Here is a 26,802-nt window from a genome sequence, read left to right as displayed (position 1 = left end):
CCCGACCATGGACCTCGCCCCCGACAACGACCAGGCCATCACCCGCGACAGCCTCTACGGCACCATCGCCGAAAACACCTTTGCCGGCATCACCAGCTTCTCGCGCCGCCGCTACAGCCGCGACCTGCGCGGTGTCGATGTGGTGGTCAGCGGGGTGCCGTTCGACACCGCCACCAGCAACCGCCCCGGTGCGCGTTTCGGGCCGCGGGCGATTCGCGCGGCGTCGGTGCAGCAGGCCTGGGCCCGGCACTGGCCGTGGGAGTTCGACCCCTTCGAGCACCTGGCAGTGATCGACTACGGCGATTGCAACTTCGACTACGGCAGCCCGCATACCGTGCCCGAGCGCATCCAGGCCCATGCCGAGCAGATTCTCGAAGCCGGCTGCGCCATGCTCACCCTGGGCGGCGACCACTTCATCAGCTACCCGCTGCTCAAGGCCCACGCACGCAAACACGGACCGCTGGCGCTGATTCACTTCGACGCCCACAGCGACACCTGGCCGGACGAGGAGGGCCAGCGCGTCGATCACGGCACCATGTTCTGGCATGCCGCCCGTGAAGGCCTGGTGAACCCGGCGCGCTCGGTGCAGATCGGCCTGCGTACCACCAATGACGATACCCAGGGCTTTGCCGTGCTCGACGCCCGCCAGGTGCATCGCCGCGGTACCCAGGCGATCATCGAGGCGATTCGGCAACGGGTCGGCGACCAGCCGGTGTACCTGACCTTCGACATCGATTGCCTGGACCCTGCGTACGCCCCAGGCACCGGCACCCCGGTGTGTGGTGGGCTGACCACGGTGCAGGCGCTGGAAATCCTCGGCGGGCTGCGCGGTATCAACCTGGTGGGCATGGACCTGGTGGAAGTCGCGCCGGCCTACGACCATGCCGATATTACTGCCCTGGCCGGCGCGACCCTGGCCATGGAGATGCTCTGCCTGTATGCCGCCCGGCATAAGGTCGATAGCTGATCCGGTAACAAAATGAATCACCTCCGGGGGAATTCGAGGTTTCCCGGCGAACCTGTCGCGCCTTAGGCTATCCAACGCTTGGGCGCGCTGGTTTTCGGCGCCGCGTGGTGCCGGAGGTGAATACCGTGAACCGATCCCTGTCGGGCCTGGCAATGGCCCTGCTCTTGAGCTCGCCGCTGCAGGCTGCGCCCGTTGCCGCGCCGTTGCAGCTGGCGGCCAGCAACAACAACCCCTACAACAGCCCGATCATGCGCGCCAACCCCAACAGCCGACAGGGCAGCGTGCCGGCCACGCCGCCTGTGCGCGGCCCTTCGACCCAGCCCAATCCGCGCCCGCCGACCCTTGAAAACCGCGGTATCGGCAATGGCGAAAACATCCGCCGCGAACAGACCACCCCGCGCCTGGAACCCACCCGCCCGCCGCGCGCACCTGCGCCCGGGCCCTGAGTAACAGGCCCTCCCTGGAAGGAATCGCTGATGTCCCCACGCACCTGGCTACCCACCCTGATGACCGCGGCGTTGCTGCCGCTGCTGGCCCACGCCGCGCCCGAGCGCGATTTCAAGAGCGAGGAGGGCAGCGTCAAGGTCAGCACCCTCGCCGAGGGCTTGCGCAACCCCTGGGCCCTGGCATTCTTGCCGGACGGCCAGGGCATCCTGGTGACCGAGCGGGCTGGCAACCTGCGCATCGTCAGCCCCGAAGGCAAGGTCGGGGCACCACTGGGCGGCGTCCCTGAGGTGTGGGCCCAGGGCCAGGGCGGCCTGCTCGATGTGGTGCTGTCGCCGACTTTCAAGCAGGACCGCATGGTCTACTTGTCCTATGCCGAAGGCGGCGGGGAAGGCGGCACGGCCGGCACAGCGGTGGGCCGCGGGCGCTTGTCAGCAGACAGTGCCAAGCTTGAAGACTTCAACGTGATTTTCCGCCAGCAACCCAAGCTCTCCAGCGGCAACCATTTTGGCTCGCGCCTGGTGTTCGACCGCGACGGCTACCTGTTCATCGCCCTTGGCGAGAACAACCAGCGGCCGACTTCGCAGGACCTGGACAAGCTGCAGGGCAAGCTGGTGCGCATCCTCCCGGACGGCACGGTGCCCAAGGACAACCCTTTTGTCGGTCGCGATAACGTGCGCCCGGAAATCTGGTCGTTCGGCCACCGCAACCAGCAGGGCGCGGCGCTCAACCCCTGGACCGGCGAGTTGTGGACCAACGAGCACGGGCCCCGTGGCGGTGATGAGATCAACATCCCCAAGCCCGGCAAGAACTTTGGTTGGCCGATTGCCACCCATGGCATCAACTATTCGCTGATGCCGATTCCCGAAGCCAGGGGCGAGCATGTCGATGGCATGGTCGACCCGCACCATGTCTGGGAAAAATCCCCGGCCATCAGCGGCATGGCGTTTTACGACAACCCACGCTTCAAGCCGTGGGAGCACAGCCTGTTCATCGGCGCGCTGGCGGCGCAGGAGCTGATTCGCCTGGAACTCAACGGCGACAAAGTGGTGCATGAAGAGCGTTTACTCGGCGAGCTCAAGGCGCGGATTCGCGATGTGCGGGTAGGGCCGGACGGGTATCTGTACCTGCTGACCGATGAGCGTGATGGGGCGCTGCTCAAAGTCGGGCTGGATCTTTAGAGTTGCACCGAGCCCTGTGGGAGCGGGCTTGCCTGCGATCGAGCGCGCAGCGGTCGTAATCCAGGCGCCTTCTGATGTGCAGGCTGTACTGGCCCCATCGCTGGCAAGCCAGCTCCCACAGAATGCGGGCTTGCCCCATACTGCGCTGCAGCCGCAGAATGCCTGCTTTTGCGACGGACGCCGCGCATGTCCTGCTTCACCGAACAGTCCCCCCTGACCCTCTACCGGCAGGCCATTGCCAGCCAGGGGTTTGTCAGCGACCCGGCCCAGCTGCAGGCCGCCACGGCCCTGCAAACCTGCTTCGAGGCCCTGCAGCGCGGCGAAACCCCAACGGGTGTCTACCTCTGGGGCCCGGTCGGACGCGGCAAGACCTGGCTCATGGATCAGTTCCACGCCTGCCTGCAGGTACCGGCCCGGCGCCAGCACTTTCACCACTTCATGCGCTGGGTGCATCAACGTCTGTTCCAGCTCAACGGCACGGCCGAGCCCTTGCAGGCGCTGGCCTTGTCCCTGGCCGAAGAAATCCGCGTGCTGTGTTTTGACGAGCTGTTCGTCAACGACATCGGCGATGCGATCATTCTCGGTGGCCTGTTCCAGGTGCTGTTCGAGGCCGGGGTGGTGATCGTTGCCACTTCCAACCAGCCGCCCGAGCAGCTCTACAGCGACGGTTTCAACCGTGAGCGCTTCCTGCCGGCGATTGCCGCCATCGAGCAGCATATGCAGGTGGTCGCCGTAGCAGGGGAGCAGGACCATCGCCTGCATCCGGGCGCGGCGCAGCAACGCTACTGGGTACGCGACAACGGTCGGCCCAGTGCCCTTGAGCAGGTCTTCGCCCAGTTACGTGGTGATCAAGCGAGCGCTGGCCAGCCGCTGCAGATCGGCTCGCGCAGCTTGAACGTGGTGCAACGCTGCGACAGCGTGCTCTGGTGTCGCTACGCCGACCTCTGTGAGCAACCCTTTGCCGCCATGGATTTCATGGCCTTGTGCGACAGTTTCCAGGCCATCCTGCTGGGCGAGGTGCCGGCCCTCGGCGCCCGCCAGCGCCCGGCGAAGATCGCCCGCGGCACCGAGGATGGCGCCCAGCGGGTGGTGGCCGGGGACCGCGAACTGCCGCAGCTATCAGTACATGACGACAGCGTGCGGCGCTTCATCGCCCTGGTCGATGAATGCTACGACCGTCGAATCGCCTTGTACCTGGAAGCCGAGGTGGCGCTGGAAGCACTCTACACTCAAGGGTATCTGGAGTTCCCGTTCCGGCGTACGCTCAGCCGTTTGCGGGAGATGCAACTGCAACGCTTTTGCTGAGGAATCGATCATGGCCGAGCCTCTCTCGCACTACCTGCTGACCATGGCCTACCAGAATGGCTGGGCCAACCACAGGGTGTACAAGGCCTGCAGGCAACTGAGCCAGGACGAGTTCGTCGCCCCACGGGCGAGTTTCTTCCCGTCGATCAAGGCCACCCTCAACCACATCCTCACCGTCGACTGGTTCTACCTGCAGGCCCTCGAGTGCGAGCAGCGCGGCGAAGCGCCCGACCCGGACAGCCAGCGCTTCTTCGAGCCCGATGAGCCTTATGCCACCTGTCTGGAACTGCACGCCGAACAGGTCCAGGCCGACCACCGGCTGATCGCCTACTGCAGCCAGCTGCGTGACGACCAGTTGCACCGTTACGTGAATATCGTGCGCCCCGACTGGGTGCAGCGCGAGCAACGCCTGCGCCTGCTGTCGCACCTGTTCGAGCACCAGATCCACCACCGCGGCCAGGTGCACGCGATGCTCAGTGACACCTCGGTGCGCCCGCCGCAGCTGGATGAGTTCTTCTGTGAGGATGAAGCGCACCTGCGCGCCCAGGACTTTGCCGAGCTGGGCTGGACCGAGGCGCAGATCTGGGGGCGCTAGTGCTGCATCCAGCCGAGCGTCAGCAGCGCCAGCACCAGGTAACGGCCGGCTTTGGCGACAGTGACCAGCACTAAAAAGCGCCAGAACGGCTCGCGCATGATCCCGGCAATCAGCGTCAGCGGGTCGCCGATCACCGGCATCCAGCTCAGCAGCAGCGACCACTGGCCATAGCGCTGATAACGTTGCTGGGCTTTTTCCAGCTGCTCGGGCTTGAACGGGAACCAGCGTTTGCCGCGCAGGTGCTCGATGCCGCGGCCCAGCAGCCAGTTGACGATCGAACCGAGCACGTTCCCGGCGGTGGCAATCAGCAACAAGCTGACCACGGCTTCAGGTTCGCGCAGCAGCAGGCCGACCAGCACGGCTTCCGATTGCAGCGGCAGCAAGGTGGCTGCGCCGAAGGCGCTGAGAAACAGCGCCCAATAGCTGAGCATCACGGTCAGATCAGTAGTTGGCGACCACTTCGTCCTTGCCCTCAAGGGTCAGGCCGATGACCTGGTAGGCGTCCTTGTGGTCGCCCATTTCCATGCCCGGCGAGCCCATGGGCATGCCCGGTACGGCGAGGCCCTTGAGATCGGGGCGCTTGCCCAGCAGCTTGATTTGCTCAGCCGGTACATGGCCTTCGACGAACTTGCCGTCGATCACCCCGGTGTGGCATGAGGCCAGACGCGGTGCGACACCCAGGCGCTGCTTGACCGCGCTCATGTTCGGCTCGACATGGTCATTGACCGTGTAGCCGTTGTCTTGCAGGTGCTTGATCCATTCCTTGCAGCAGCCGCAGTTGGGGTCGCGGTACACGTCGATGGTCTGCCCGGCCTGAGCCAGGGTACTCAGGGCCAGCAGGCCGAAGGCGACGATTTTCTTGCTCAGCATGGTACTTCTCCACTTCTAGAAACGCAGGCGCACACCGGCGACCAGGCGGGTCTGGCCGATATCGCCGTGCTCATCACGGATCTGTTCGGCGTTGTTGCCATAGGCCCGGTTGAAGCTGATGCCCAGGTAAGGGGCAAAGCCGCGGGTGATTTCGTAGCGCAGGCGCAGGCCGATCTCGCTGTCGGCAAGGCCGCTGCCCTGGTCCCGTGTCGCGTCGTTACGGCCGTAGAAATTGGCCTCGAGCGACGGTTCGAGGATCCAGCGATTGGTCAGCAGGATAGCGTAACTGCTCTCCAGGCGCAGCGCGGTTTGCTGGCGCTCGCCGACATAGGCGGTGGCTTCCAGCTCCAGGCCATACAGCGGCGTGCCCTGGATACCGAAGGCGGCCCAGGTTTGCCCACTGGCCGGCTTGAAGTCCTGGCGCAGACCGCCGACCAGTTCCCACCAGGGGCTGATGGCGTGCCCCCAGAGGGCCTGCAGCTCGGCCTTGTGAGTCACACCTTGTTCGCGCTCACCCTCGGTGCGCAGCCACAGGCGATCGACATCGCCGCCGATCCAGGCATTGGCGTTCCAGTTCAGGGCGCTGCTGCTCTCGAAGTTCTGGTATTCCAGTTGCTCGACGATCACCGCCCAGTTCATCTGCCGGTCATGGACCTGATGACCGGGCAGGGGCGGGAAGGCCGCCTGGCGCTCGGCGTCGGTGATCGGACGCAGTGGCGTGCGTGGAGTGCCCGGCGCCATGCTGTGGTTCATGCCTTGATGGTTCATACCTTGATGGTTCATGGCACCGTGGCCCATGGCGGCATGATCCATGACTTCGGCGCGAGCCTCTTCACTGGCCAGCAAGGCCAGCAGGGCGAGGCTGCCGAGCAGTGGGCGATTGAGAAGCTCATTCATCGACGCGTACCTCGCGGAACATGCCCATCTCCATGTGATAGAGCAGATGGCAGTGATAGGCCCAGCGCCCCAGGGCGTCCGCGCTGACCCGGTAGCTGCGCCGGCTGCCCGGCGGGATGTCGAGGGTGTGCTTGCGCACCTGGAAGCGCCCGTGTTCGTCCTCCAGGTCGCTCCACAGTCCATGCAGGTGGATCGGGTGGGCCATCATCGTGTCGTTGACCAGGGTGATGCGCAGGCGCTCGCCGTAGGTCAGGCGCAACGGCTCGGCGTCGGAGAACTTGATGCCATTGAACGACCAGGCGAAGCGCTCCATGTGCCCGGTCAGGTGCAGTTCGATCTCCCGTGACGGCTCGCGGCCATCGGGGTCGGCGAAGGTGCTTTTGAGGTCGGCATAGGTCAGCACCCGGCGGCCGTTGTTGCGCAGGCCGATGCCCGGGTCGGCGAGGTTGGGCTTGGGGTTCATGGTCTGCATGTCGACCAGTGGGTTGCCGGTTTCGCTGGCCGGGTGCTGCTGCATGCCGGCCATCATCGAATGGTCCATTCCGGCCATCTGGCTGTGGTCCATGCCGCCCATGTCAGCCATGCCAGCGTGACCCATGTCGGCCATGCTCAGGATCGGCCGCGGGTCCGGTGCCGGCACCTCGGCGCTGAGGCCATTGCTGCGCGCCAGGGTGCCACGGGCGTAGCCGCTGCGGTCCATGCTCTGGGCATACAGGGTGTAGGCGGGCAGGTCACCGACCCGCACCAGTACGTCATAGGTTTCGGCCACGGCGATGCGCAACTCGTCGACCTCGACCGGGTGCACCGGTTGGCCATCGGCGGCAATGACCGTGAGCTTCAGGCCCGGAATGCGAAAATCGAAGTAGCTCATCGCCGAGCCGTTGATCAGGCGCAGGCGCACGGTGTCGCCGGGCTGGAACAGGCAGGTGAAGTTACCGTCCGGTGGCTGGCCGTTGAGCAGGTAGGTGTAGGTGGCGGCGCTGATGTCGGCAAGGTCGGTGGGGCTCATGCGCATGGCGGCCCAGGCCTTGCGCTCGGCGACGGTTTGCCGCCAGCCGTTGCTGGCGACATCGTCGATGAAGTCACCGACGGTGCGCTTGTGATAGTTGAAGGCGTCCGACTGCTTTTTCAGGGTCGCCATCAGCTCGGCGGGGGCCTGGTCGCTCCAGTCGCTGAGCAACAGCACGTAGTCGCGCTGATAGCGATGGGCTTCGGGCTCTTTGGGTTCGATGACGATCGCCCCGTAGACCCCGGCCTGCTCCTGCAAGCCGGAATGGCTGTGGTACCAGTAGGTGCCGCTCTGCGCCAGGGTAAACCGGTAGAGGTACTCGCCACCGGGTTCGATGCCGGCAAAGCTCAGGCCCGGCACCCCGTCCATGTTGGCCGGGAGGATGATCCCGTGCCAGTGCAGCGAGGTCGGCTCGCCCAGGCGGTTGCGCACGCGCAATGTCACGGTGTCGCCTTCACGCCAGCGCAGGGTCGGGCCGGGCAGGCTGTTGTTGATGGTCAGGGCCGTGCGCGAGCGGCCAGTGATGTTCACCGGCGTCTGACCGATAAACAGCTCGAAGTGCTGGCCGCTCAGTTCATTGCTGAACACCGCAGGTGCGGCAAACGCCGGCAGGCGCCAGAGGCCGAGACCGGCCAGGGCGCTGCCGGCGGCAAAGCCCTTGACGAAGGTGCGGCGGGTCGGGTGTCGAAGCATGGGTGCCATTCCAGGGGCTGGGATGGCACGACCTTAGCCAGCACTGACTGTCAGTAAACTGAGCAGTGGATTACAGATTTGTCAGCTGCCCAGGCATGCACGCGTTCACTTGTGGCCGCAGGTCGGTATACTCCGCGCCGCACGGAGCCCACCACTATGAAGGATCAGCGATTCATGCAGGCAATCAAGGCCTATTTCAAACGCCACGGCCACGACCCGTTCAGACTTGGCCAGGGGCGTATCAGCGGTTACATTTCGGCCGCCCTCGGGCTGCTCAGCCTGCTGGCGGTATTGTGCTTTCTGTTTCCGCAGTGGCTGACCTTTGCCGAGTTCCGCAAGGTCTACAGCGTGCACTTTGCCCGCACCGCGCTGCTGATCGGGCTGATCCTGGCCTTTGCCCTGGGCACCCTGAACATCCTCCTCAACAAGCGCAAGCGCCTGGGCTTTACCGGCATTAGCGCGGCAGGGCTGGCGATGTTTCTGGGGGGCACCAACATCCAGACCGAAACCATCGGCCAGACCCCGTACTCGCTGGGCCTGGACTGGTTCGTGCTGGCGCTGCTGGTGTCGGCGATCATCTTCATCCCGCTGGAAAAGCTCTACGCCAAGGACCCGCAGCAGAACATCCTGCGCCCGCACTGGCGCACCGACCTCAGCTACTTTTTCGTCAGCCATATGCTGGTGCAGTTCATCCTCATCTTCGTCACCGCCTCGTCCGGCTGGCTGGCCGGCTGGGTGGTCTCCGACACCTTGCAGGCCAAGGTGCAAAGCTTGCCGATCGTCGTGCAGTTTCTGCTCGCGGTGTTCGTTGCCGACCTCGGCCAGTACTGGCTGCACCGCCTGTATCACGTGGTGCCGTGGATGTGGCGTTTTCATGCGGTGCATCACTCGAGCACGCACATGGACTGGCTGGCCGGTTCGCGTATCCACTTCTGCGAGATTCTCCTGACCCGCACCGGGGTGCTGGCACCGCTGATCCTGCTGGGCTTCTCGCCCCAGGCAATGAACGCCTATGTGATCCTGGTGGGCGTGCAGGCGGTGCTGGCCCATGCCAACGTGCGTATCGACGGCGGCTGGCTCAACTACCTGCTGGTACTGCCGCGCTATCACCACTGGCATCACGCCCGGCACAAGGATTACATTTACAAGAACTACGCAATCCACACGCCGCTGGTGGACATGCTGTTCGGCACCTTCAAGCTGCCGCCCAAGGAATGGCCGGCGCGTTATGGCGTGTTCGGCAAGGACCTGCCTGAAGGTATCGTGCGCCAGCACCTGTATCCGCTGCGCAAAGCCGAACCCAAGGCGCCCGTACCGCCACCGGCTGCCTGAAGCGGCTTTGTGCCCGGCCCCTGACTGCGTTAGCCTTGAGGGGTCAACGCCATTGGGGGCAAGGAGTATCCATGGACAAGGTTATCGTGATCACCGGCGCCAGCCGCGGCATTGGCGCCGCCACCGCGCGCCTGGCCGCACGCGCCGGTTACCGCATCTGCATCAACTACCTGCGTGACGACGAGGCCGCCCAGCGGGTGCTGGCCGAGGTCCGTGAACTGGGCGCCGAGGCCATTGCGGTCAAGGCCGACGTCAGTGTCGAGGACGAGATCATCCAGCTGTTCCAGCGCGTCGATGCCGAACTGGGGCCGGTCACCGCGCTGGTCAATAACGCCGGTACCATCGGCCAGCAGAGCCGGGTCGAGGAAGTGTCGGAGTTTCGCCTGCTCAAGCTGATGAAGACCAACGTGGTCGGGCCGATGTTGTGCGCCAAGCACGCGCTGCAGCGCATGTCGACCCGCCATGGCGGGCAGGGTGGGAGCATCGTCAACGTCTCGTCGGTGGCCGCGCGGTTGGGCTCGCCCAACGAATACGTCGACTACGCTGCCTCCAAGGGCGCGCTGGACACCTTCACCCTCGGCCTGGCCAAGGAAGTGGCCGGCGAAGGTGTGCGGGTCAATGCCGTGCGCCCGGGCTACATCTTCACCGACTTCCACGCGCTCAGCGGCGACCCGGACCGGGTCAGCAAGCTCGAACCGGGCATTCCCATGGGCCGTGGCGGTCGGGCCGAAGAAGTGGCCGAGGCGATCCTCTGGCTGCTGTCAGACCAAGCTTCTTATTCGACCGGCAGCTTCCTCGACCTCGGCGGCGGGCGCTGATCAGCCCATCATCTCCTCGATGCGCTGGGCCAGGGTATCGAGGCTGAACGGCTTGGTCAGCACCCGGGTAGTGGGCTCGAAAACCCCAGTTCCGAGCACCGCCTGCTCGGCATAGCCGGTGATGAACAGTACCTTCAGCCCAGGCCGCAGTTGGCGGGCCGCGGCTACCAGTTGTTGGCCGTTCATGCCGCCGGGCATGCCGACATCGCTGATCAACAGGTCGACGGTCGCGCCGTTTTGCAGTGCATGCAGGGCGCTATGGCCGTCGCCGAATTCGATCTTGGCGTAACCCAGGTCGCTGAGTACCTCGCCGACCAGCATGCGGATGGTTGCTTCATCATCGACCAGCATCACCGTCATGTCGCGCAGGTCACGCTGCTTGCGTGCAACCGGCAGCGACTCTTTGGCCGGCAGGCTGGCGCTGTCCAGGCGTGGCAGGTACAGGTGCACACTGGTGCCCTGGCCAGGTTCCGAATACACCCGCACCTGGCCACCGGACTGGCGGACGAAACCATAGACCATCGACAGCCCCAGGCCCGTACCCTGGCCCACCGGCTTGGTGGTGAAGAACGGATCGAAGGCGCGCGCCAGCACCTGCGGTGGCATGCCGCTGCCGTTATCGCTGACGCTCAGGGCCAGGTAGTCACCGGGGGCCAGGTCCAGGTGCGCGGCGACCTGGTCGTCAGCCTGCAGATGACGGGTTTCGATGGTGATCCGGCCGCCGGCCGGCATGGCGTCACGGGCGTTGATACAGAGGTTGAGCAGGGCGTTTTCCAGTTGCGATGAGTCGATGCTGGCCCGGCACGTAGTGCTGGCGGTAAACAAATCGATCTCGATATGCGGGCCAACGCTGCGGCGGATCAATTCGGTCATGCCGCTGACCAGGCGGTTGACATCGATGGTGCGTGGTTCAAGGGTCTGGCGCCGGGAAAAGGCCAGCAGCCGGTGGACCAGGGAGGCTGCGCGGTTGCACACGTCCTGGGCGGTACGCAGGTAGGGGTCGATATGCTGGTGGCGGCCGCGCCCGAGCAGGTTGCGCGACAGCTCCAGGGAACCGCTGATGCCGGTCAGCAGGTTGTTGAAGTCATGGGCGATGCCGCCGGTGAGCTGGCCGACCGCTTCCATTTTCTGCGCCTGGCGCAGGGCCTCTTCGGTGTTGCGCAGGCGCTTTTGCTCGCGGATCCGCTCGCTGATGTCGTAGGCGAACAGGTAGGCACCGATCAGTTGCCCGTGGGCATCATGCAGCGGGCTGAAACGCAGTTCGTAATGGCGACGCTGGTCACCCTCGCCAAACTCGGTTACGTCGACGAAGGCCTCACCTTTGAGCGCCCGTGTCCAGAGCAGCAGGCCGCGGGCGCAGTCTTCGGGATGCTTGGCCATCAGTTTCGGCAAGCTGTCGCCGACACTCGGTGTCAGGCCGAAAATCTGCCGGAACTCGTCGCGGGCAGCGCGGTTGATTGCCAGCCAGCGCATGTCCAGATCCACTACCTGGATCTGCGCCAGGGTGGCTTCGACCACATCGGTGAGGATCTTGCGTTCTGCCACTGCCTGGGCAACCCGTTGTTCCAGCTCCTGGTTGAGACGCCTGAGGGCGGATTCGGCGCGCTTGCGTGCAGTCACATCCTGGAACAGCACCGCCACCTGCTTGCGGCTGGCCGGCTCCAGGCGAAAGGCGCAGATGTCCAGGTGGCGGCCGGTGACCACCAGCTCCTGGTCAAAGCGGATCGGGTTGCCGCTGTGCAACACCGGACCGTAGCGGGCAATCCAGCCTTCCGCCTCATCGGGGACCAGCTGCCGCAGGGTTTGGCCTACCACGTTGTCGATACCGGCATGCATGGCGTAGGCGGCGTTGGCTTCGATGTGGACGTAGTCGCTGAGCGGGCCGTGGGGGCCGTCGAAGAATTCGATGATGCAAAAGCCTTCGTCCATGGCCTCGAACAGAAAGCGGTAGCGCTGCTGGGTATCGGCCTCGGCTTGCTCGACAGGTGCAGGGGCTGCGCCATTGCGTTTGGCGAGCCGGGCTTTGAGCAGGTTATTTTGCTGCTTCGACTGCTCAAGTTGCTGACGCAGGGACTGCAGTTCGCTCGACGGCATGCGCGTATTCCGACCTGGGGACTGTGGCAAATGTAGCGTCCCGCGCAGCACTCAACAACTGCGCGGCTGCAGGTCGGGCGGATCAATGGCCGTGGTAGCGAGCGCTGGCCCATTCCCACCAGAGGGCGTTCAGTTCACAGTACGGTGCAATCCGCCCGGTGGTTTCGGCATACAGGTCGTCCCGGTCGAGTTTCGAGGGGATGAAACCCAGGCTGCGCAGGTCTCGGTCGATCAGCGCTGCGCTGCTGTCCAGCGCCTTGATCGGCTGGCGTTGGTAGGGGCGCGGGTCCTCACCGTAATACACCTTGGCCGGGCCGAAGGGTACGCCCTCAAGGCGGATATGACCGAGGTTGTTCAAATGGCCTTCAGCAATGCTGCCGTCGGCGAAAATCACCTTGTAGGCCGCGCCGGGAACCCCGCCCAGCTTGCCGTCGTCCAGGCTCAGCTCCAGCCAGTTGCTGGTGGCCGCCGGGTTGATCTGCTCCCGGCTGAGTTTGCCGGCATCGGTGGCCGCCGGATGGGTACTGACCGTACCGTGCTCGCGCAGGCTGTCGACGCGCCGCGACTGCGGTTTGCTGGTTTGCGCCGGGGTGCGCAGGCTGCTGCCCGAAGCCTCGGCAGAGCTATTGCGTTGCACCGCAAGCCACGGCATCAGGCGTTCGTCGATGCGTTCGATCAGATCGTCCAGGTGTTCGCCGGCCTGCTCCAGGTCGCTCAGCACCAGCGCCTGGCGTTGCTCATCGAGTGCCAGGAAAGCCGCACTGGCACGTACCGCCATGATGATCTGCGCAAGCTCTGCACGCAGCACCTCGGCGTTCAGGCTTTCTTCAAGCAGGGCATCCGGGCTGGTCTTCAGTTTGCAATTGAGCAGCACATGGCGCAGCAAATCGTAAAGCTGCTCGGCGTGTTTTTGCGGGTCGCGATTGACCAGGCGCAGCACGCGCTTGAGCCCGTGGCCGGGGCCGGGTACCCAGCCGAGCAGGGTCAGGGCCAGGTCAAAATAGGCGTCGTCCTGCTCCTGAGCGTCGCCAGCAAGGTCCAGGGCCAGGATCGCCTCGACCGTGTCATAGGTGTTAAGGGCCTGGGCCAGGTGCGGGATGTTGCCGGCGTCGATGGCATCGGACAGGGTCACGCCGGCACCCTTGATGTCATAGGCGAAGTCTTCGTCGCGGTCTTCGTCGTCCTCTTCGTCGATAACTTCTTCGTCCTCGTGCTGGTCTTCAGCGTCGCCCAGGCACTCCCAGCGTATGGCTCGGTAAACCGGCAGTTTGCGGGCGTGTTCGAGCAAGTCATGGGGGAAGATCACGTGCAGCAGTGCGCGGGTATCGATGCCGTAAAGCAGGGCCACGGCTGCCGCCTCGAACGACCAGTAGCCGACGTAGCCGCTTATATCGTCGCCATGGGTGTCGTACCAGCTGGCGTGCAGGAAGTGCTCGTACCATTGCTCGCAGTAGCCCTGCAGGCGGCTGGCCGCTTGCTCGGGGCTGGTGGCATAGATGCTTTGCACCAACGGCGTGGCGTAGTCCTGGTACCACTCATCGACATCGTAACGGTCGGGCAGTACCCGGCTCAGCAGGTCTTCATAGAGGGTGTCTTGTTCGGCGTAGCCGCCGTTGTCCATCAGCGCGACGAAGCGTTCGAGCAGGTCGTGGCGGCCGAGCAGGATGCACAGGCTGATGACCTGCATGCATTCGTGATGCTCTTCGACATCGTCCAGATTCAGCGGGGCGACGTCCGGTTCTTCGGAGTACACCGCCATCTTGCGTTGCAGTTGCTCGTACTCGGCGACCAGCGCCTCGAGCAAGGCGGGCAGGGCATCGAAGTCGACGCCGGCGGTATAGCTGATCAGCAGTTTGTCCAGCGCCAGGCCCTTGAGGCTTTTACCGCTGAATACCGCTTCCTGTTCGTCGGAGTCGGCCTGCAGGCGGTTGTTGCGCAGGAATGCACGGCTTTCTTGGTCGTGTTCGAGGAAACGCTCGTAGCGTTGCGGCGAAAGAAAATGCTGTCGCTTGTGCATGCCCACCCTCCCTGGGAAATTCGAGCGCGCAGGGTGCAGCAAGCGCGCTCGAAGTTCAACCGGCGCTCAAAACGAGCGGACGATCTTGCCCAGGGTTTCCATGGCCTTTTCCGATTGCTCGGTCCAGGGGCTGCCATAGTTCAGGCGGATGCAGTTGCGAAAGCGCCGGGTCGGCGAAAAGATCGGTCCGGGGGCGATGCTGATGCCCTGGGCCAGGGCCATCTGGAACAGCTTGAGCGAGTCCATTTGCTCGGGCAACTCCAGCCACAGGAAGTAACCGCCAGCTGGATGGCTGACCCGGGTCTGTGGCGGGAAATACCGGGCAATGGCTGCGAGCATCGCCGCCTGTTGTTCCTCCAGGGCGTAGCGCAGCCTGCGCAGGTGGCGGTCGTAGCCGCCGTGCTGCAGGTAGTCGGCGATCGCCGCCTGGGCCGGCATCGAGGCGCACAGCGAGGTCATCAGCTTCAGCCGTTCGATCTTTTGCGCATAGCGCCCGGCCGCGACCCAACCGATGCGGTAGCCGGGGGCCAGGCTCTTGGCGAAGGAGCCGCAGTGCATCACCAGGCCGTCGGTGTCGAAGGCCTTGGCCGGTTTCGGCGCCTGCTGGGCGTAGTACAGCTCGGCGTAGACGTCGTCTTCGATCAACGGCACCTGATGCTCGCGCAAGAGCTCCACAAGCTGCTGTTTCTTTTCCTCCGGCATGCTTGCGCCTACCGGGTTCTGGAAGTTGGTCATGCACCACACGGCCTTGACCGGGTGTTTGGCCAGGGTCTGGGCCAGTACCCCGAGGTCGATGCCTTCGCGCGGGTGCACGGGGATCTCCACCGCCTTGAGCTTGAGCCGCTCAAGGATCTGCAGGCAGGCATAAAACGCCGGCGCTTCGATGGCCACCAGGTCACCGGGCTCGGTCACCGCCTGCAGGCACAGGTTCAGGGCCTCCAGCGCGCCGTTGGTGATCAGCAGCTCTTCCATGGGCAGCATCAGGCCGCCGACCATGTAGCGCAGGGCAATCTGCCGACGCAGTTGCGGGTTGCCCGGCGACAGGTCGGTGACCACCATGCGCGGGTCCATCTCGCGGCTGGCGCTGGCCATGGAGCGGGCCAGGCGTGGCAGCGGGAACAGGTTGGGGCTGGGGAACGCCGAGCCGAAGGCCACGGTTTGCGGGTCCTTGATCGAGTCGAGAATCGAGAACACCAGTTCGCTGACATCCACCTCGGTGGACTCGCTGGCCTGCTCGATGATCTGCGGCTCGCTGAACTGGCGCGGCGCGTGGGCGTTGACGAAGTACCCCGAGCGTGGCCGGGCACGGATCAGCCCACGGCGCTCCAGCAGGTAGTAGGCCTGGAATACCGTGGACGGGCTGACGCCGTGGGTCTGGCTGGCATATCGCACCGACGGCACGCGCTGGCCTGGGCCGAGGACCCCGGAGCGAATCAGTTCGGCAATGTCGTCGGCGAATTTCTCGTAGCGTTTCATCATGGCTCGAAAGGTTTCGGATGCTCGGGCAGTGTATGGGATCAGCGGTTCAAAGGCGCGACAAAACGGCTGTGGGCGACGCTGCGGATGCCCGGTTCGTCGGTGTCGATCAGTTCGAAGCTGATGTCCTGGGAGCTGCTTTGTGGGCGCTCGGCCAACATCGCCACCGACACCGGCAAGTCGCTCATTTCCCCGGCTGCCAGGCTGAACTCGGTCTTGCCGTGCAGTTCGAAGCCTTCGGCGTCGAGCAGGCGCAGGCGGTAGTGCTGGGCTTGCTGGGTCTTGTTGATGACCTTGAGGGTGTAGATGTTCTCGATCTGCCCGGCATTGTTCTCACGGAACAGGCCGCGGTCCTTGATCACGTCCATCGACACCATCGGCCGCTGCTGCAGGGCGATGACCAGGGCGCCGATCATCACCACCAGGGCGGTGACGTAACCGAGCAGGCGCGGACGCAGCCAGTTGGTGGTACCACCTTGCAGGGTGTGTTCGGACTTGTAGCCGACCAGGCCGCGGGCGTAGCCCATCTTGTCCATGATCGAGTCACAGGCATCGATACAGGCAGCGCAACCGATGCACTCCATCTGCAGGCCGTCACGGATGTCGATACCGGTCGGGCAGACCTGCACGCACATGTGGCAATCGATGCAGTCGCCCAGGCCCTTGGCCTTGTGGTCGATTTCTTTCTTGCGCGGGCCGCGGGACTCGCCTCGGGCCGGGTCGTAGGCGACGGTCAGGGTGTCCTTGTCGAACATCACGCTCTGGAACCGCGCATACGGGCACATGTGCATGCACACCGCTTCACGCAGCCAGCCGGCGTTGATGTAGGTGGCGCCGGTGAAGAACAAGATCCAGAACAGGCTGACTCCGCCCAGTTGCAGGGTGAACAGTTCTTCGGCCAGCGGGCGGATCGGCGTGAAGTAGCCGACGAATGTCAGCCCGGTCAGCAGGCTGATGCCCAGCCACAGGGTGTGCTTGGCCGAGCGCCGGGCCAGTTTGTTCAGGCTCCATGGCGCGGCATCAAGCTTGATGCGCTGGTTGCGTTCACCTTCGGTGATTTTTTCGCACCACATGAAGATCCAGGTCCAGGAGCTCTGTGGGCAGGTATAGCCACACCACACCCGGCCGGCGAACACCGTGATGGCAAACAGGCCGAAAGCGCAGATGATCAACAAGGCCGAGAGCAGGATGAAATCCTGCGGCCAGAAGGTGGCGCCGAAGATGTGGAACTTGCTGTCGGCCAGGTCCCAAAGCACGGCCTGACGACCGCCCCAGTTCAACCAGACGGTGCCGAAGAACAGCAAAAACAGAAAACCCGCGCCAGCCAGGCGCAGGTTACGAAACAAGCCGGTGAAGCTACGGGTGTGGATCTGTCTGTCGCTGCTGGCAGGCTTCTTCTTGAAGGTGGAAGGCTCAGCAATTTCAACGATCTGGACGGGGATTCTATCGCTCATGGTTCGTCGCTCATCAGGCCTCGATCAGGCCAGAGCACTATGGCGCCCCATCTGTTTGCATAACAGGCTCAGGTATCTGGATAAAAACCGTATCAGATTTTGTGTCGAAACCCTGTAGGCCTTAGATTACCGAGCCTGGCTCGGATGCCTTGAGATGCCTGCGACCATCCACCGCACCCGCTACAGTGAGGGCATCGGCCTCCTGTTCGGTGATTGGCACGCGCTCGCCTTTGAGCACTGCGACAGACATGCGCAGTTCGGCGTCAGTGATGACTTCGACATCCTTGGCTTCACCCTGGACATGCATGTCGTCACTGATCAGGGTGCAGCGCTGATTGGTTTCATCTATTTCAATAGGCATGGCCGCTTCCTCATGGCTGGTGTCCTATTGCTTGAGACCGCAGCGCTGCCCCGGATACTGGCAACAACCGATCAGCGGTCAACGGCGCACTTGCCGTCACCGCCGTTGTCCACCGATTAATCCCTTCTGCATGGACAACGCCCATGGACGCCTGGTGGCATCAAGTCTGGATCACCCTGGTGGCGGAGTTCGCCGACATCACCGATGCCAAGCAGCTTACCCAGGTGACGGTGCGCCTGATCATGGCGGCGTTGCTTGGTGCCGTCCTCGGTTTTGAGCGTGAGCTCAAGGGCAAGGCCGCCGGGGTGCGCACCCATATGCTGGTAGCCCTGGGCGCGGCGCTGTTCGTGCTGGTGCCGCGCATGGCCGGGGCCGACGACGCGGCGCTGAGCCGGGTGGTACAGGGGATCGTCGCCGGGATCGGCTTTCTCGGTGCCGGCACCATTCTCAAGGGCCACGACCAGGATGCCGGGCATGTCAAAGGCCTGACCACGGCGGCGGGCTTGTGGATGACGGCGGCGATCGGCGTGGCGGCGGGCATGGGGCGTGAAGCAACGGCCGTGATCAGCACCTTGCTGGCCTTACTGGTATTGGGGGTGATGCCGCTGGTGGTAAACCGCTTCGAGAGGGACGACGAGGATGAAAACGGGGAGGGCGGGAAGCACTGAGGGGAGCCTAGGCTCCCCTCAAAGATTGTTGCGTGCTCTTTTTTTGTTATTGGAGGGCGGCCTGTTGTTGTTTTTGGCGACCGTTGCCTCTGTATCACTGGCGATCCCCATCCGGGATCAAGAGCAAACGTATTTTTTTGAGCGCTGATCTACCTTCATCATTGCTGATCCAACCGTGACCTGCGCTACCTTGGGGTAGTTTTATTGTTCTGTGTCCGGTTGCGGGGCAAGCCCCTGGAAAGCACATCCTCTCCAAAAAAATCTGTTAGCTGCGCCTCTGTCGTGTTGTTCTTGTTATGTCAGAGTCGTTTCGTCTTATTTTTATTGGGTGTGTCGCACTTTTTATTGTTCTTGTACCTGAGATATAGCAGGTGCCGTGCCAACTTTTTAAATCACAATAAAATCAATGACTTATAGGTTTCTCTGAAAATCTGGACCGAGAAATTCTGTCGATTTGTTTCCGTGTTACCCGGAATTTCCCTGAAAAGTGCGGGTGCGGTAACACCCAGGCCCTGACCTGGCTGTTACCGCCCGTGTTCAACGTGCGTTACGGGCGCGTGCCACCCGCGAACCGCTGGCGCGGCCGAGCACTTCACTGATACGCAAGCCCGCGGCGATCAGGCGCTCCAGGTCTATGCCGGTGTCGATGCCCAGGCCCTGGAGCATGTACAGCACGTCTTCGCTGGCAACGTTACCGCTGGCGCCCTTGGCGTAAGGACAGCCGCCAAGGCCCGCAACAGAGCTGTCGAATACACTGATGCCTTCGAGCAGGCTGGCATAGACGTTGGCCAGGGCCTGGCCGTAGGTGTCATGGAAGTGACCGGCCAGTTGGTCCCGTGGCACCTGGGCGCCGACCACTTCGAACAGGCGCCGGGTCGCCCCGGGGGTGCCGGTGCCGATGGTGTCGCCCAGCGACACTTCATAGCAGCCCATGTCGTGCAGCTCGCGGGCCACCGGGGCGACCTGTTCGGCACTGATCATGCCTTCATAGGGGCAGCCCAATACACACGATACATAACCTCGTACCCGCACCCCGTGCTGGCGCGCCGCTTCCATGATCGGTACGAAGCGCTGCAGGCTGTCGCTGATCGAGCAGTTGATGTTGCGCTGGGAGAACGCCTCGGACGCGGCGGCAAACACCGCGACCTCCTTGACCCCGGCCGCCAGCGCATCTTCGAAACCACGCAGGTTCGGCGCCAGCGCTGCGTAGGTCACCCCGCTGTGTTGCTGGATATTGGCAAACACCTCGGCGGAGCCGGCCATCTGCGGTACCCACTTGGGCGAAACGAAGCTGCCCACTTCTATATAGGACAGGCCTGCCGCACTCAGGTCATCGACCAGACGCACCTTGTCGGCCACGCTGATGGGCTGGGCTTCGTTCTGCAGGCCGTCGCGCGGGCCGACTTCGACCAGGCGGACTTTTTCAGGCAATGACATGGCAGGGTTCCTCAGGGCTCAATGGCTGTTTTTCTGGTTGTTCAGGGTGGCGGCCAGGGCTTGTTCGCAGCGCTCTTCGGCGGTGTCCAGCTCCAGTTGCATCTGCTGGATGTCCAGCAGTTGCTGCTCAAGCTGGGCCCGGCGTTCGGCGATCTTGGCCAGCATGCTGTGCAGTTGCTTGAGGTTGCCGCTGGTAGGATCGTAGAGCTCGATCAGCTCTCGGCACTCGGCCAGGGAAAAACCGATGCGCTTGCCGCGCAGGATCAGCTTCAGGCTGACCTTGTCGCGGGCCGAGTAGACCCGCTCCAGGCCACGGCGTTCGGGGCTGAGCAGGCCCTGTTCTTCATAGAAGCGGATCGCCCGGGTGGTGATGTCCAGCTCGCGGGACAGGTCGGAGATGCTGTAGGTCTGGCTGCTCATTGCTTGGCTCGGTAAAAGGGCATGGAGCTAAGCTAATTGCAGGTTGACGTATACGTCAAGCAAGGATTGGCAGGGCTATGCCCTGCATCGCCGGCAACGCCGGCTCCCACAATGGTTCTGTGTTCACTGCAACGGCACCTCAGCCGTGGCCGCCCGCTCATCCTGCGCCACCACCCCCTGGCACAGCTCGATGATCTGTTCGCGCATCCAGCGGTTGGCCGGGTCCTGGTCGGTGCTTTCGTGCCAGTACAGGTGGGTTTCCAGTGACGGCACGTCCACCGGCAGGCTGACATGATTGAGCTGGTGGCGGCGGGCAAAACGTTCCGGCACGGTCATGACCATATCGGTCTGCTGCAGCACCTGCGAGGCCATCAGGTAGTGCTGGGAGCGCAGGGCGACCTTGCGCTGCACGCCCATCTTGCCCAGGGCCAGGTCGACATAGCCCAGGCCATTACGGCGGCTGGAGATATGAATGTGGGTCATGCCCAGGTAATCGTCCAGGCTGAGCTTGTCCTTGAACAGCGGATGGCCCTGGCGCATGGCGCAGACGTAGCGGTCTTGCATCAGCTTGACGTGGCGCACCTGCGGGTCGGTGTTGAGCGGCGCATCGACGGCAAAGTCCAGGCGCCCGGCAGCCAGCTCCTTGGTGGTTTCCCGGCGCTTGCACAGGAAGCTTTCGATCACCACCGCCGGGGCCAGGCGGCGCAGGCGCTGGAACAGCGGCGGCAAAATCACCGCCTCGGTGAGGTCGGTCATGCTGATGCGAAAGGTCTTGTTGGCCTGCAGCGGGTTGAAGATGCGGCTTTCTTGCACCGATACGCGCAACAGCGAGAGGGCATTGCGCACCGGGCCGATGATGTTCTGCGCCATCGGCGTGGGCACCATGCCCTGGGCGGTACGCACGAACAGCGGGTCGTTGAAGGTTTCGCGCAGGCGCGCCAGGGCGTTGGACACTGCCGGCTGGGTAATGCCGACGATCTGCCCGGCCCGGGTCAGGTTGGCTTCGGTATAGATGGCATCGAAGACGATGAACAGATTCAGGTCGACCTTACTCAGGTTCATGGGCGCTGCTCTTGTTGGTGTTATAGGTCGATCATATATCGGTTATGAATGTTTATACACGCCGAGAATAGGCTAGGTGGATTTTGCCTGCTGATCTAGGATCTTTATCAGATCCCTTTTCCACTGAAGGTACTGCCCATGGATTTCGCCTATTCACCCAAGGTCCAGGCGCTGCGCGAACGTGTCACGGCGTTCATGGATGCCTATGTCTATCCCGCCGAAGCGGTGTTCGAGCGCCAGGTTGCCGAAGGCGATCGCTGGCAGCCGACCGCGATCATGGAGGAGCTCAAGGCCAGGGCCAAGGCCGAGGGCTTGTGGAACCTGTTCCTGCCTGAGTCGGAACTGGGTGCGGGCCTGACCAACCTTGAATATGCCCCCCTGGCCGAGATCATGGGCCGCTCGTTGCTGGGCCCCGAGCCGTTCAACTGCTCGGCGCCGGACACCGGCAACATGGAAGTGCTGGTGCGTTACGCCAATGAAGAACAGAAGCGCCAGTGGCTGGAACCGCTGCTGCGCGGTGACATCCGCTCGGCATTCGCCATGACCGAGCCGGACGTGGCGTCGTCCGACGCTACCAACATGGCTGCCCGCGCCGTGCGTGACGGTGACGAGTGGGTAATCAATGGCCGCAAGTGGTGGACTTCCGGTGCGTGCGACCCACGTTGCAAGATCATGATCTTCATGGGCCTGAGCAACCCGGAAGGTCCGCGTCACCAGCAGCATTCGATGATCCTGGTACCCACCGACACACCCGGGGTGAAAATCGTTCGCCCGCTGCCGGTGTTCGGTTACGACGACGCGCCCCATGGCCACGCTGAAGTGCTGTTCGAGAACGTACGCGTGCCTTACGAGAACGTGCTGCTCGGCGAGGGCCGCGGTTTCGAGATCGCCCAGGGGCGCCTTGGCCCGGGCCGCATCCACCACTGCATGCGGTCGATCGGCATGGCCGAGCGGGCCCTCGAGCTGATGTGCAAACGCTCGGTGGAACGTACCGCCTTCGGTCGGCCATTGGCACGCCTGGGTGGCAACATCGACAAGATCGCCGACTCGCGGATGGAAATCGACATGGCCCGGCTGCTCACCCTCAAGGCCGCCTACATGATGGACACCGTGGGCAACAAGGTCGCCCGCAGCGAAATCGCCCAGATCAAGGTGGTGGCGCCGAACGTGGCCCTGAAGGTCATCGACCGGGCGATCCAGATCCACGGCGGTGCCGGTGTCTCGGGCGACTTCCCGCTGGCCTACATGTACGCCATGCAACGCACCCTGCGCCTGGCCGACGGCCCGGACGAAGTGCACCGCGCGGCGATCGGCAAGTACGAGATCGGCAAGTACGTGCCCAGGGAAATGCTCCGTAGCGGTCATTGATGTTTGCCGCGCAAGCCCGTCTCTTTTGTAGGGCTGGGCTTGCCCCGCGAACGGGTCGAGAACAGCGAAAACAACACCCCACCGCAAAGCAGGGCAATGGTCACCCCCAGCGACAGCATCGGCGGCACGGCACCGATCAGGCCGTGATAGAAAATCTTGCCGCCGATGAACACCAGCACCAGTGCCAGCGCGTACTTGAGGTAGATAAAGCGGTGCATCAGTGCTGCCAGGGCAAAGTACAGCGCCCGTAAACCGAGAATCGCGAAGATGTTCGAGGTGTAGACAATGAACGGATCCTGGGTGATGGCAAAGATCGCCGGCACGCTGTCGACGGCGAACACCAGGTCGGCCAGTTCGATCAGCACCAGGGCCAGGAACAGCGGCGTGGCATAGCGCAGCGCCTTGCTCTGCCCGGTGGGGGTGATGTGCACGAAAAAACGCGGGCCATGAAGCTCGTCGGTCACCCGCAGGTGGCGCCGCACGAATTTCAGCACCGGATTATTGGCCAGGTCCGGGTGGAGTTGTTCTCCGGAGAACAGCATCTTCACCCCGGTGAACAGCAGGAAGGCACCGAACACATAGAGAATCCAGTCGAACTCCTGTACCAGCGCACTGCCCAGGCCAATCATGATCGCCCGCAGCACCACTACCCCGAGAATCCCCCAGAACAGCACCCGGTGCTGGTAGCGGCGGGGGATGGCGAAGAAGCTGAAGATCATCGCCATGACGAACACGTTGTCCATCGACAGCGACTGCTCGATGAGAAAGCCTGTGTAGAACTCCAGGGCTTTCTGCGCCCCCAGCTCGAACCACACCCACACGCCGAACAGCACGCCAACGCTGAAATAGCCGCCATACAGCAGCAGGCTTTCGCGCATTTCGATTTCGTGCAGCTTGCGGTGCAGCACGCCCAGGTCCAGTACCAGCAGGGTCAGCACGATGCCGAGAAAGGCCAGCCAGAACCACAGGCTGGTGCCGAGGAAGTCGTTGTCGAGAAATACCTGTAGAGCTGCCATGAGCCCCTCCTTTATGTCGACGTTGCTGAGCAACAGTGACTCCGACATGGCGGCTTGGCAGCCGTCAGAGGGGCCCGGCGTCACTAAGGACAAGCCTAGCCCCGGGGAGGGTGAGCGCCCAATCGAGCCTGTAACAATTGATTGCCCAGGCTGCCAGGCAGCAAGTCAGTAGACCCACACCTCGACTCGTCGATTGCGGATCCGCCCTTGCTCGGCAGTGTTGGCCGCCACCGGCAGTTCGTCACCCAGGCCGATGATCTCGCGCAATTCGACGCCGCTGCGGGCCAGCTCCCGCCGCACTGCCATGGCCCGCAGCCGCGAAAGCAGGGCAGCGCGCCGCGGGTCATCCTTGGCATCGCCGAACCCCACCAGCACCACCTTGTTGGCCAGCTTGTGCCGCGCCTGCAGGTACTGGACGACCCGCTGCACATCGCGCAGGGCCTTGTTGTCGAGGCTGGCGTTGCCCTCCTGGAAGCGAAAGTTGACCGACAGGCGCTGGGCATCATTGGCAAGGCTCAGGTAACGGCGCGGCATGTCGGCACGGGGCTGAACCTTGCCGCTCTGCACCTGCTGGCCGACGAAGCCGTTACGGGTAACGATGGCCTGGCCCTGGGGGCTTTGGGCGAACTCGACCAGGGCTCGGGCCAGCGGGTTGGCCTGGCCGGGCGGCAGATAGAAGTACAACCGTCGCGACAGTGGATAGTCTTCGCTGGCCACCAGCGCCGGTGTCGGCAGCATGGCCTGGGACTCACCGTCGGCAATCGCCACGACTTTGGCGCCATGCACCGTGGCCAGGCTGCTGAAGCCGATGGCCTGGCGGTCGCCGAGCACCTGGCTGGCCAGTTGTTCAGCCGATTCGAAGCGTCTGGCGGTGTCGGCCAGCGGTTGCTGGGCCGGGTCGAGGACCAGCGCCTTGAAGGTTTCGAAGGTCCCGGAGCGGTCGTCGCGGGCGTACAGGTTGATCGGGCCGCTGCCGATACCCAGTTGTTCCCAACGGTTGATCTGCCCGGAAAAAACCTGCGCCAGCTGGGTGGTGGTCAGCTGCGGCAGCGGGTTGTCGGGATGGACGATCACCGCGACACCGTCCAGGGCGATGATCTGCTCGGCAGCGGCACTGTTGAGGTCGCCCAGGGCTTGCAGCTCGCTCAGCTCAACCGGCTTGATCGGGCGGGAGGAGGCGGCCAGTTCTGCCTGGCCGGACTTGAGTGCGCTAAAGCCGGTGCTGGAGCCGTGTGCGGCGATGTCGATGAGCAAGGCCTGGCCGTTGCTGCCCCGGGCACGGACCTGGAGTTCGTTGGCGGCATCGCTACTGACGATGCTGATGGCGCTGGCGCCTTGTTGCTCGAGCAAACCGGTGACCAGCGCCGGTGCCAGCGCGGCACCGATGGTGTTGGAACCCTGGATACGCAATTGCGCCTGCGGGGCAGCGGCGCCAATCAGCGGGAGCAGGCAAAGCACGAGCAGGGAGAGGTGGCGCAACATGCCGTCTGGCACTCATGGGCAAAGGGTGTGCCGGGAGATTAAGACGGAAGGGTGACCAAAAGATGACAGCGTTTTTGCCAACCTGCGCCAATCCTGTGGGAGCCGGCTTGCCGGCGATGCTTTTCCGCGGCCGATACCGTGCTTGGCCAGCCGGGTCTCATCGCTGGCAAGCCAGCTCCCACAGGGTCTGCGTCTGAACTAGCCCAGTTCAAGCCAGATCGGCGCGTGGTCCGAAGGTTTTTCCATACCGCGCAAGTCATAGTCGACCCCGGCATCCTTGATCCGCGGCAGCAGCCCCTGGGAAGCCATGATCAGGTCGATGCGCAGGCCACGTTTGGGCTCGTCTTCAAAGCCGCGGCTGCGGTAGTCGAACCAGCTGAAACGGTCGGCCACTTCCGGGTGCAGGTGGCGGAAACTGTCGACCAGGCCCCAGTTCTTCAGGCGCGCCATCCACTCGCGTTCTTCCGGCAGGAAACTGCATTTGCCGGTCTTCAGCCAGCGCTTGGCGTTGTCGGCACCGATGCCGATGTCGCAGTCTTCCGGAGAGATGTTCACATCACCCATCACCAGCAATGGCTGATCGTTCTGGAACTGGGTTTCCAGCAGCGCCTGCAGGTCGCTGTAAAAGCGCTGCTTGGCCGGGAATTTGGTCGGGTGGTCGCGGCTTTCGCCCTGGGGGAAGTAGCCGTTCATGATGGTGATCGGCGTGCCATCGGCATCGGCGAAGGTGCCCCAGATGAAGCGGCGCTGGGCTTCTTCTTCATCGGTGCTAAAGCCCTTGTGCAGGCTCAGTGGCGCCTGGCGCGAGAGCAGGGCGACGCCGTAGTGGCCCTTCTGGCCATGAAAGTGTACGTGGTAGCCCAGGGCCTGGACCTCGGCGAGCGGGAACTGCTCGTCGCTGACCTTGGTTTCCTGCAGGCCGATGACGTCGGGCTGGTGCTTTTCGATCAACGCCGCCAACTGGTGGGGCCGGGCACGCAGGCCATTGATGTTGAACGAGACGATCTTCATGGAAGCACAATCCTGGTAAAACCCAGGATCCTAGCCGACATCGGCGGCGTCGGCCAGCGTGGCGATCCACTCGATAGGTTGCTAACCTGTGGCACGAGGTGAACGTTGGCACCCCGAACACCTCAAAGGCAATGAATGCCCATTTCCGGAGGTTTGCCAGCATGCCCGAATCGACTGCCGCACCGGCTGAAGTCCGTCTGCTCGATGGCGGCTACAGCCGCGAGGCGCGCTCCCTGCTGTATCACGCCTATCGCCACGAACCGACCTTTGCCTTTTTGTTCGAAGCCCAGCGCCCGGGGTTCGACCAGCGTATTCGCGCCACCGTGCGCGAGCGGGTCAAGCAGCATTTTCTCCAGGACTTGCCCGCCATTGGCCTGCTGGTCGATGACCGCCTGATCGGCATCGCCCTGATTGCCCCGCCGCAGCGACGCCTGGGCATCACCGAAAGCTGGGCCTGGCGTATGCGCATGGTGCTCAGCACCGGCTTTCGCTGCACCCGCCGCTACCTGGATTACCAGGCCGCGCTGATGGCCTGCCTGCCCAGTGACGCGGTGCATGTGTTGCCGCTGCTGGGGATTCACCCGCAGTTCCAGGGCAAGCACTACGGTGAACAATTGTTGCAGGCGGTGCACGACTGGTGTGCCGTGGATGAGCATTCCCAGGGTGTGGTGCTGGACACCGGCAACGAGCACTACCTGGCGTTTTACCAGCGTCAGGGCTATCAGGAAATTGGCGAGATCGCGGTAGGCCCGGTCCGCGAACACGTGTTCTTCCATCCCAATCCACAGTCGTCGCAGCAGGCTTCGGCCTGAATTGCTCAACCGC

The 26,802-nt window shown here is 63.6% G+C and carries 25 protein-coding genes; 10 read left to right on the top strand and 15 right to left on the bottom strand.

Translation table 11 applies throughout. The annotated features are described in order from the left end of the window. Positions 1 to 7 precede the first annotated feature (7 nt). The 5 genes from speB to CCOS864_RS18695 all read left to right on the top strand — a co-directional run bounded on the left by speB (position 8) and on the right by CCOS864_RS18695 (position 4,492). Entirely contained in the window at positions 8 to 967 is a 960-nt protein-coding gene (speB, locus tag CCOS864_RS18715) for an agmatinase (protein WP_115087823.1), read from the top strand. 125 nt (positions 968 to 1,092) lie between these two features. After that, positions 1,093 to 1,413, top strand: a complete 321-nt coding sequence (locus CCOS864_RS18710) for a hypothetical protein (protein ID WP_115087822.1) — start codon at positions 1,093 to 1,095, stop codon at positions 1,411 to 1,413. 30 nt (positions 1,414 to 1,443) lie between these two features. Further along, the gene (locus CCOS864_RS18705; RefSeq protein ID WP_115087821.1) at positions 1,444 to 2,592 is read left to right on the top strand and encodes a PQQ-dependent sugar dehydrogenase; all 1,149 of its coding nucleotides are present in this window, start codon (positions 1,444 to 1,446) and stop codon (positions 2,590 to 2,592) included. Between the two features lie 186 nt (positions 2,593 to 2,778). Further along, positions 2,779 to 3,897 carry a cell division protein ZapE gene (zapE, locus tag CCOS864_RS18700; RefSeq protein WP_115087820.1) on the top strand — a complete coding sequence of 373 codons (1,119 nt, stop codon included), beginning with the start codon at positions 2,779 to 2,781 and terminating at the stop codon, positions 3,895 to 3,897. Positions 3,898 to 3,907: 10 nt separating this feature from the next. Next, complete coding sequence (locus tag CCOS864_RS18695) at positions 3,908 to 4,492, top strand: DinB family protein (protein ID WP_115087819.1); 585 nt, start codon at positions 3,908 to 3,910, stop codon at positions 4,490 to 4,492. Here the strand turns inward: CCOS864_RS18695 and CCOS864_RS18690 are convergent. Genes CCOS864_RS18690 through CCOS864_RS18675 form a run of 4 tightly spaced genes read right to left on the bottom strand, consistent with a single transcriptional unit; the run spans position 4,489 to position 7,961 of the window. Beyond that, entirely contained in the window at positions 4,489 to 4,923 is a 435-nt protein-coding gene (locus CCOS864_RS18690) for a YqaA family protein (protein ID WP_115087818.1), read from the bottom strand. The two genes, CCOS864_RS18695 and CCOS864_RS18690, sit on opposite strands and share 4 nt — an antisense overlap. Before the next feature lie 10 nt (positions 4,924 to 4,933). Further along, positions 4,934 to 5,362: a DUF411 domain-containing protein gene (locus CCOS864_RS18685; RefSeq protein WP_115087817.1), complete on the bottom strand. Its 429-nt coding sequence runs from the start codon at positions 5,360 to 5,362 to the stop codon at positions 4,934 to 4,936. A gap of 15 nt (positions 5,363 to 5,377) precedes the next feature. After that, positions 5,378 to 6,259 carry a copper resistance protein B gene (locus CCOS864_RS18680; RefSeq protein ID WP_115087816.1) on the bottom strand — a complete coding sequence of 294 codons (882 nt, stop codon included), beginning with the start codon at positions 6,257 to 6,259 and terminating at the stop codon, positions 5,378 to 5,380. Further along, the gene (locus CCOS864_RS18675) at positions 6,252 to 7,961 is read right to left on the bottom strand and encodes a copper resistance system multicopper oxidase (protein WP_115087815.1); all 1,710 of its coding nucleotides are present in this window, start codon (positions 7,959 to 7,961) and stop codon (positions 6,252 to 6,254) included. The genes CCOS864_RS18680 and CCOS864_RS18675 overlap by 8 nt, the downstream gene beginning before the upstream one ends. A 156-nt stretch (positions 7,962 to 8,117) precedes the next feature. Here CCOS864_RS18675 and CCOS864_RS18670 point away from each other — a divergent pair, with 156 nt between their 5' ends. Together CCOS864_RS18670 and CCOS864_RS18665 are read left to right on the top strand one after the other, a co-directional pair. Further along, the gene (locus CCOS864_RS18670) at positions 8,118 to 9,293 is read left to right on the top strand and encodes a sterol desaturase family protein (protein WP_233674773.1); all 1,176 of its coding nucleotides are present in this window, start codon (positions 8,118 to 8,120) and stop codon (positions 9,291 to 9,293) included. A 71-nt stretch (positions 9,294 to 9,364) separates the two neighbouring features. Next, a complete protein-coding gene (locus CCOS864_RS18665; RefSeq protein ID WP_115087814.1) occupies positions 9,365 to 10,111 on the top strand; it encodes an SDR family oxidoreductase in 747 nt (248 codons plus the stop codon). Here CCOS864_RS18665 and CCOS864_RS18660 read toward each other — a convergent pair whose 3' ends face one another. From CCOS864_RS18660 to CCOS864_RS18640, 5 genes are all read right to left on the bottom strand, one after another. Then, positions 10,112 to 12,205, bottom strand: coding sequence for a hybrid sensor histidine kinase/response regulator (locus tag CCOS864_RS18660; protein WP_115087813.1), 2,094 nt, complete (start codon positions 12,203 to 12,205; stop codon positions 10,112 to 10,114). A gap of 82 nt (positions 12,206 to 12,287) precedes the next feature. Then, complete coding sequence (locus CCOS864_RS18655) at positions 12,288 to 14,222, bottom strand: PoNe immunity protein domain-containing protein (RefSeq protein ID WP_115087812.1); 1,935 nt, start codon at positions 14,220 to 14,222, stop codon at positions 12,288 to 12,290. Positions 14,223 to 14,288: 66 nt separating this feature from the next. Next, positions 14,289 to 15,698, bottom strand: coding sequence for a GntR family transcriptional regulator MpaR (gene mapR / locus CCOS864_RS18650; RefSeq protein WP_010226541.1), 1,410 nt, complete (start codon positions 15,696 to 15,698; stop codon positions 14,289 to 14,291). A 41-nt stretch (positions 15,699 to 15,739) separates the two neighbouring features. Beyond that, positions 15,740 to 17,152, bottom strand: a complete 1,413-nt coding sequence (gene ccoG / locus CCOS864_RS18645) for a cytochrome c oxidase accessory protein CcoG (protein WP_115087811.1) — start codon at positions 17,150 to 17,152, stop codon at positions 15,740 to 15,742. A 121-nt stretch (positions 17,153 to 17,273) separates the two neighbouring features. Further along, positions 17,274 to 17,513, bottom strand: a complete 240-nt coding sequence (locus CCOS864_RS18640; RefSeq protein WP_115087810.1) for a DUF3203 family protein — start codon at positions 17,511 to 17,513, stop codon at positions 17,274 to 17,276. A 143-nt stretch (positions 17,514 to 17,656) separates the two neighbouring features. Between CCOS864_RS18640 and CCOS864_RS18635 the strand changes: the two genes are divergently transcribed. Then, entirely contained in the window at positions 17,657 to 18,181 is a 525-nt protein-coding gene (locus CCOS864_RS18635; RefSeq protein WP_115087809.1) for an MgtC/SapB family protein, read from the top strand. Positions 18,182 to 18,718: 537 nt separating this feature from the next. On the opposite strand, the gene CCOS864_RS18630 is transcribed toward CCOS864_RS18635, so the two are convergent. From CCOS864_RS18630 to CCOS864_RS18620, 3 genes are all read right to left on the bottom strand, one after another. Beyond that, a complete protein-coding gene (locus CCOS864_RS18630; protein ID WP_115087808.1) occupies positions 18,719 to 19,618 on the bottom strand; it encodes a hydroxymethylglutaryl-CoA lyase in 900 nt (299 codons plus the stop codon). 18 nt (positions 19,619 to 19,636) lie between these two features. Continuing rightward, entirely contained in the window at positions 19,637 to 20,038 is a 402-nt protein-coding gene (locus tag CCOS864_RS18625) for a MerR family transcriptional regulator (RefSeq protein ID WP_028944211.1), read from the bottom strand. Between the two features lie 123 nt (positions 20,039 to 20,161). Continuing rightward, on the bottom strand, positions 20,162 to 21,100 hold the full coding sequence (locus CCOS864_RS18620) for a LysR family transcriptional regulator (protein WP_115087807.1): 939 nt from the start codon (positions 21,098 to 21,100) through the stop codon (positions 20,162 to 20,164). Positions 21,101 to 21,238: 138 nt separating this feature from the next. Here CCOS864_RS18620 and CCOS864_RS18615 point away from each other — a divergent pair, with 138 nt between their 5' ends. Then, complete coding sequence (locus CCOS864_RS18615) at positions 21,239 to 22,468, top strand: acyl-CoA dehydrogenase (protein WP_115087806.1); 1,230 nt, start codon at positions 21,239 to 21,241, stop codon at positions 22,466 to 22,468. On the opposite strand, the gene CCOS864_RS18610 is transcribed toward CCOS864_RS18615, so the two are convergent. The 3 genes from CCOS864_RS18610 to xthA form a co-directional block, all read right to left on the bottom strand. Continuing rightward, complete coding sequence (locus tag CCOS864_RS18610; RefSeq protein ID WP_115087805.1) at positions 22,462 to 23,484, bottom strand: TerC family protein; 1,023 nt, start codon at positions 23,482 to 23,484, stop codon at positions 22,462 to 22,464. The two genes, CCOS864_RS18615 and CCOS864_RS18610, sit on opposite strands and share 7 nt — an antisense overlap. A 165-nt stretch (positions 23,485 to 23,649) precedes the next feature. Then, complete coding sequence (locus CCOS864_RS18605; RefSeq protein ID WP_115087804.1) at positions 23,650 to 24,966, bottom strand: substrate-binding domain-containing protein; 1,317 nt, start codon at positions 24,964 to 24,966, stop codon at positions 23,650 to 23,652. 198 nt (positions 24,967 to 25,164) lie between these two features. Then, entirely contained in the window at positions 25,165 to 25,977 is an 813-nt protein-coding gene (gene xthA / locus CCOS864_RS18600) for an exodeoxyribonuclease III (protein WP_115087803.1), read from the bottom strand. Between the two features lie 161 nt (positions 25,978 to 26,138). Between xthA and CCOS864_RS18595 the strand changes: the two genes are divergently transcribed. After that, positions 26,139 to 26,789, top strand: coding sequence for a GNAT family N-acetyltransferase (locus CCOS864_RS18595; RefSeq protein WP_115087802.1), 651 nt, complete (start codon positions 26,139 to 26,141; stop codon positions 26,787 to 26,789). Positions 26,790 to 26,802: the final 13 nt, after the last annotated feature.

Source organism: Pseudomonas wadenswilerensis (assembly GCF_900497695.1).
Taxonomy (GTDB): domain Bacteria; phylum Pseudomonadota; class Gammaproteobacteria; order Pseudomonadales; family Pseudomonadaceae; genus Aquipseudomonas; species Aquipseudomonas wadenswilerensis.
Note: the sequence above shows the minus strand (reverse complement) of the source record. Positions and strands in the feature narration are given on the sequence as shown.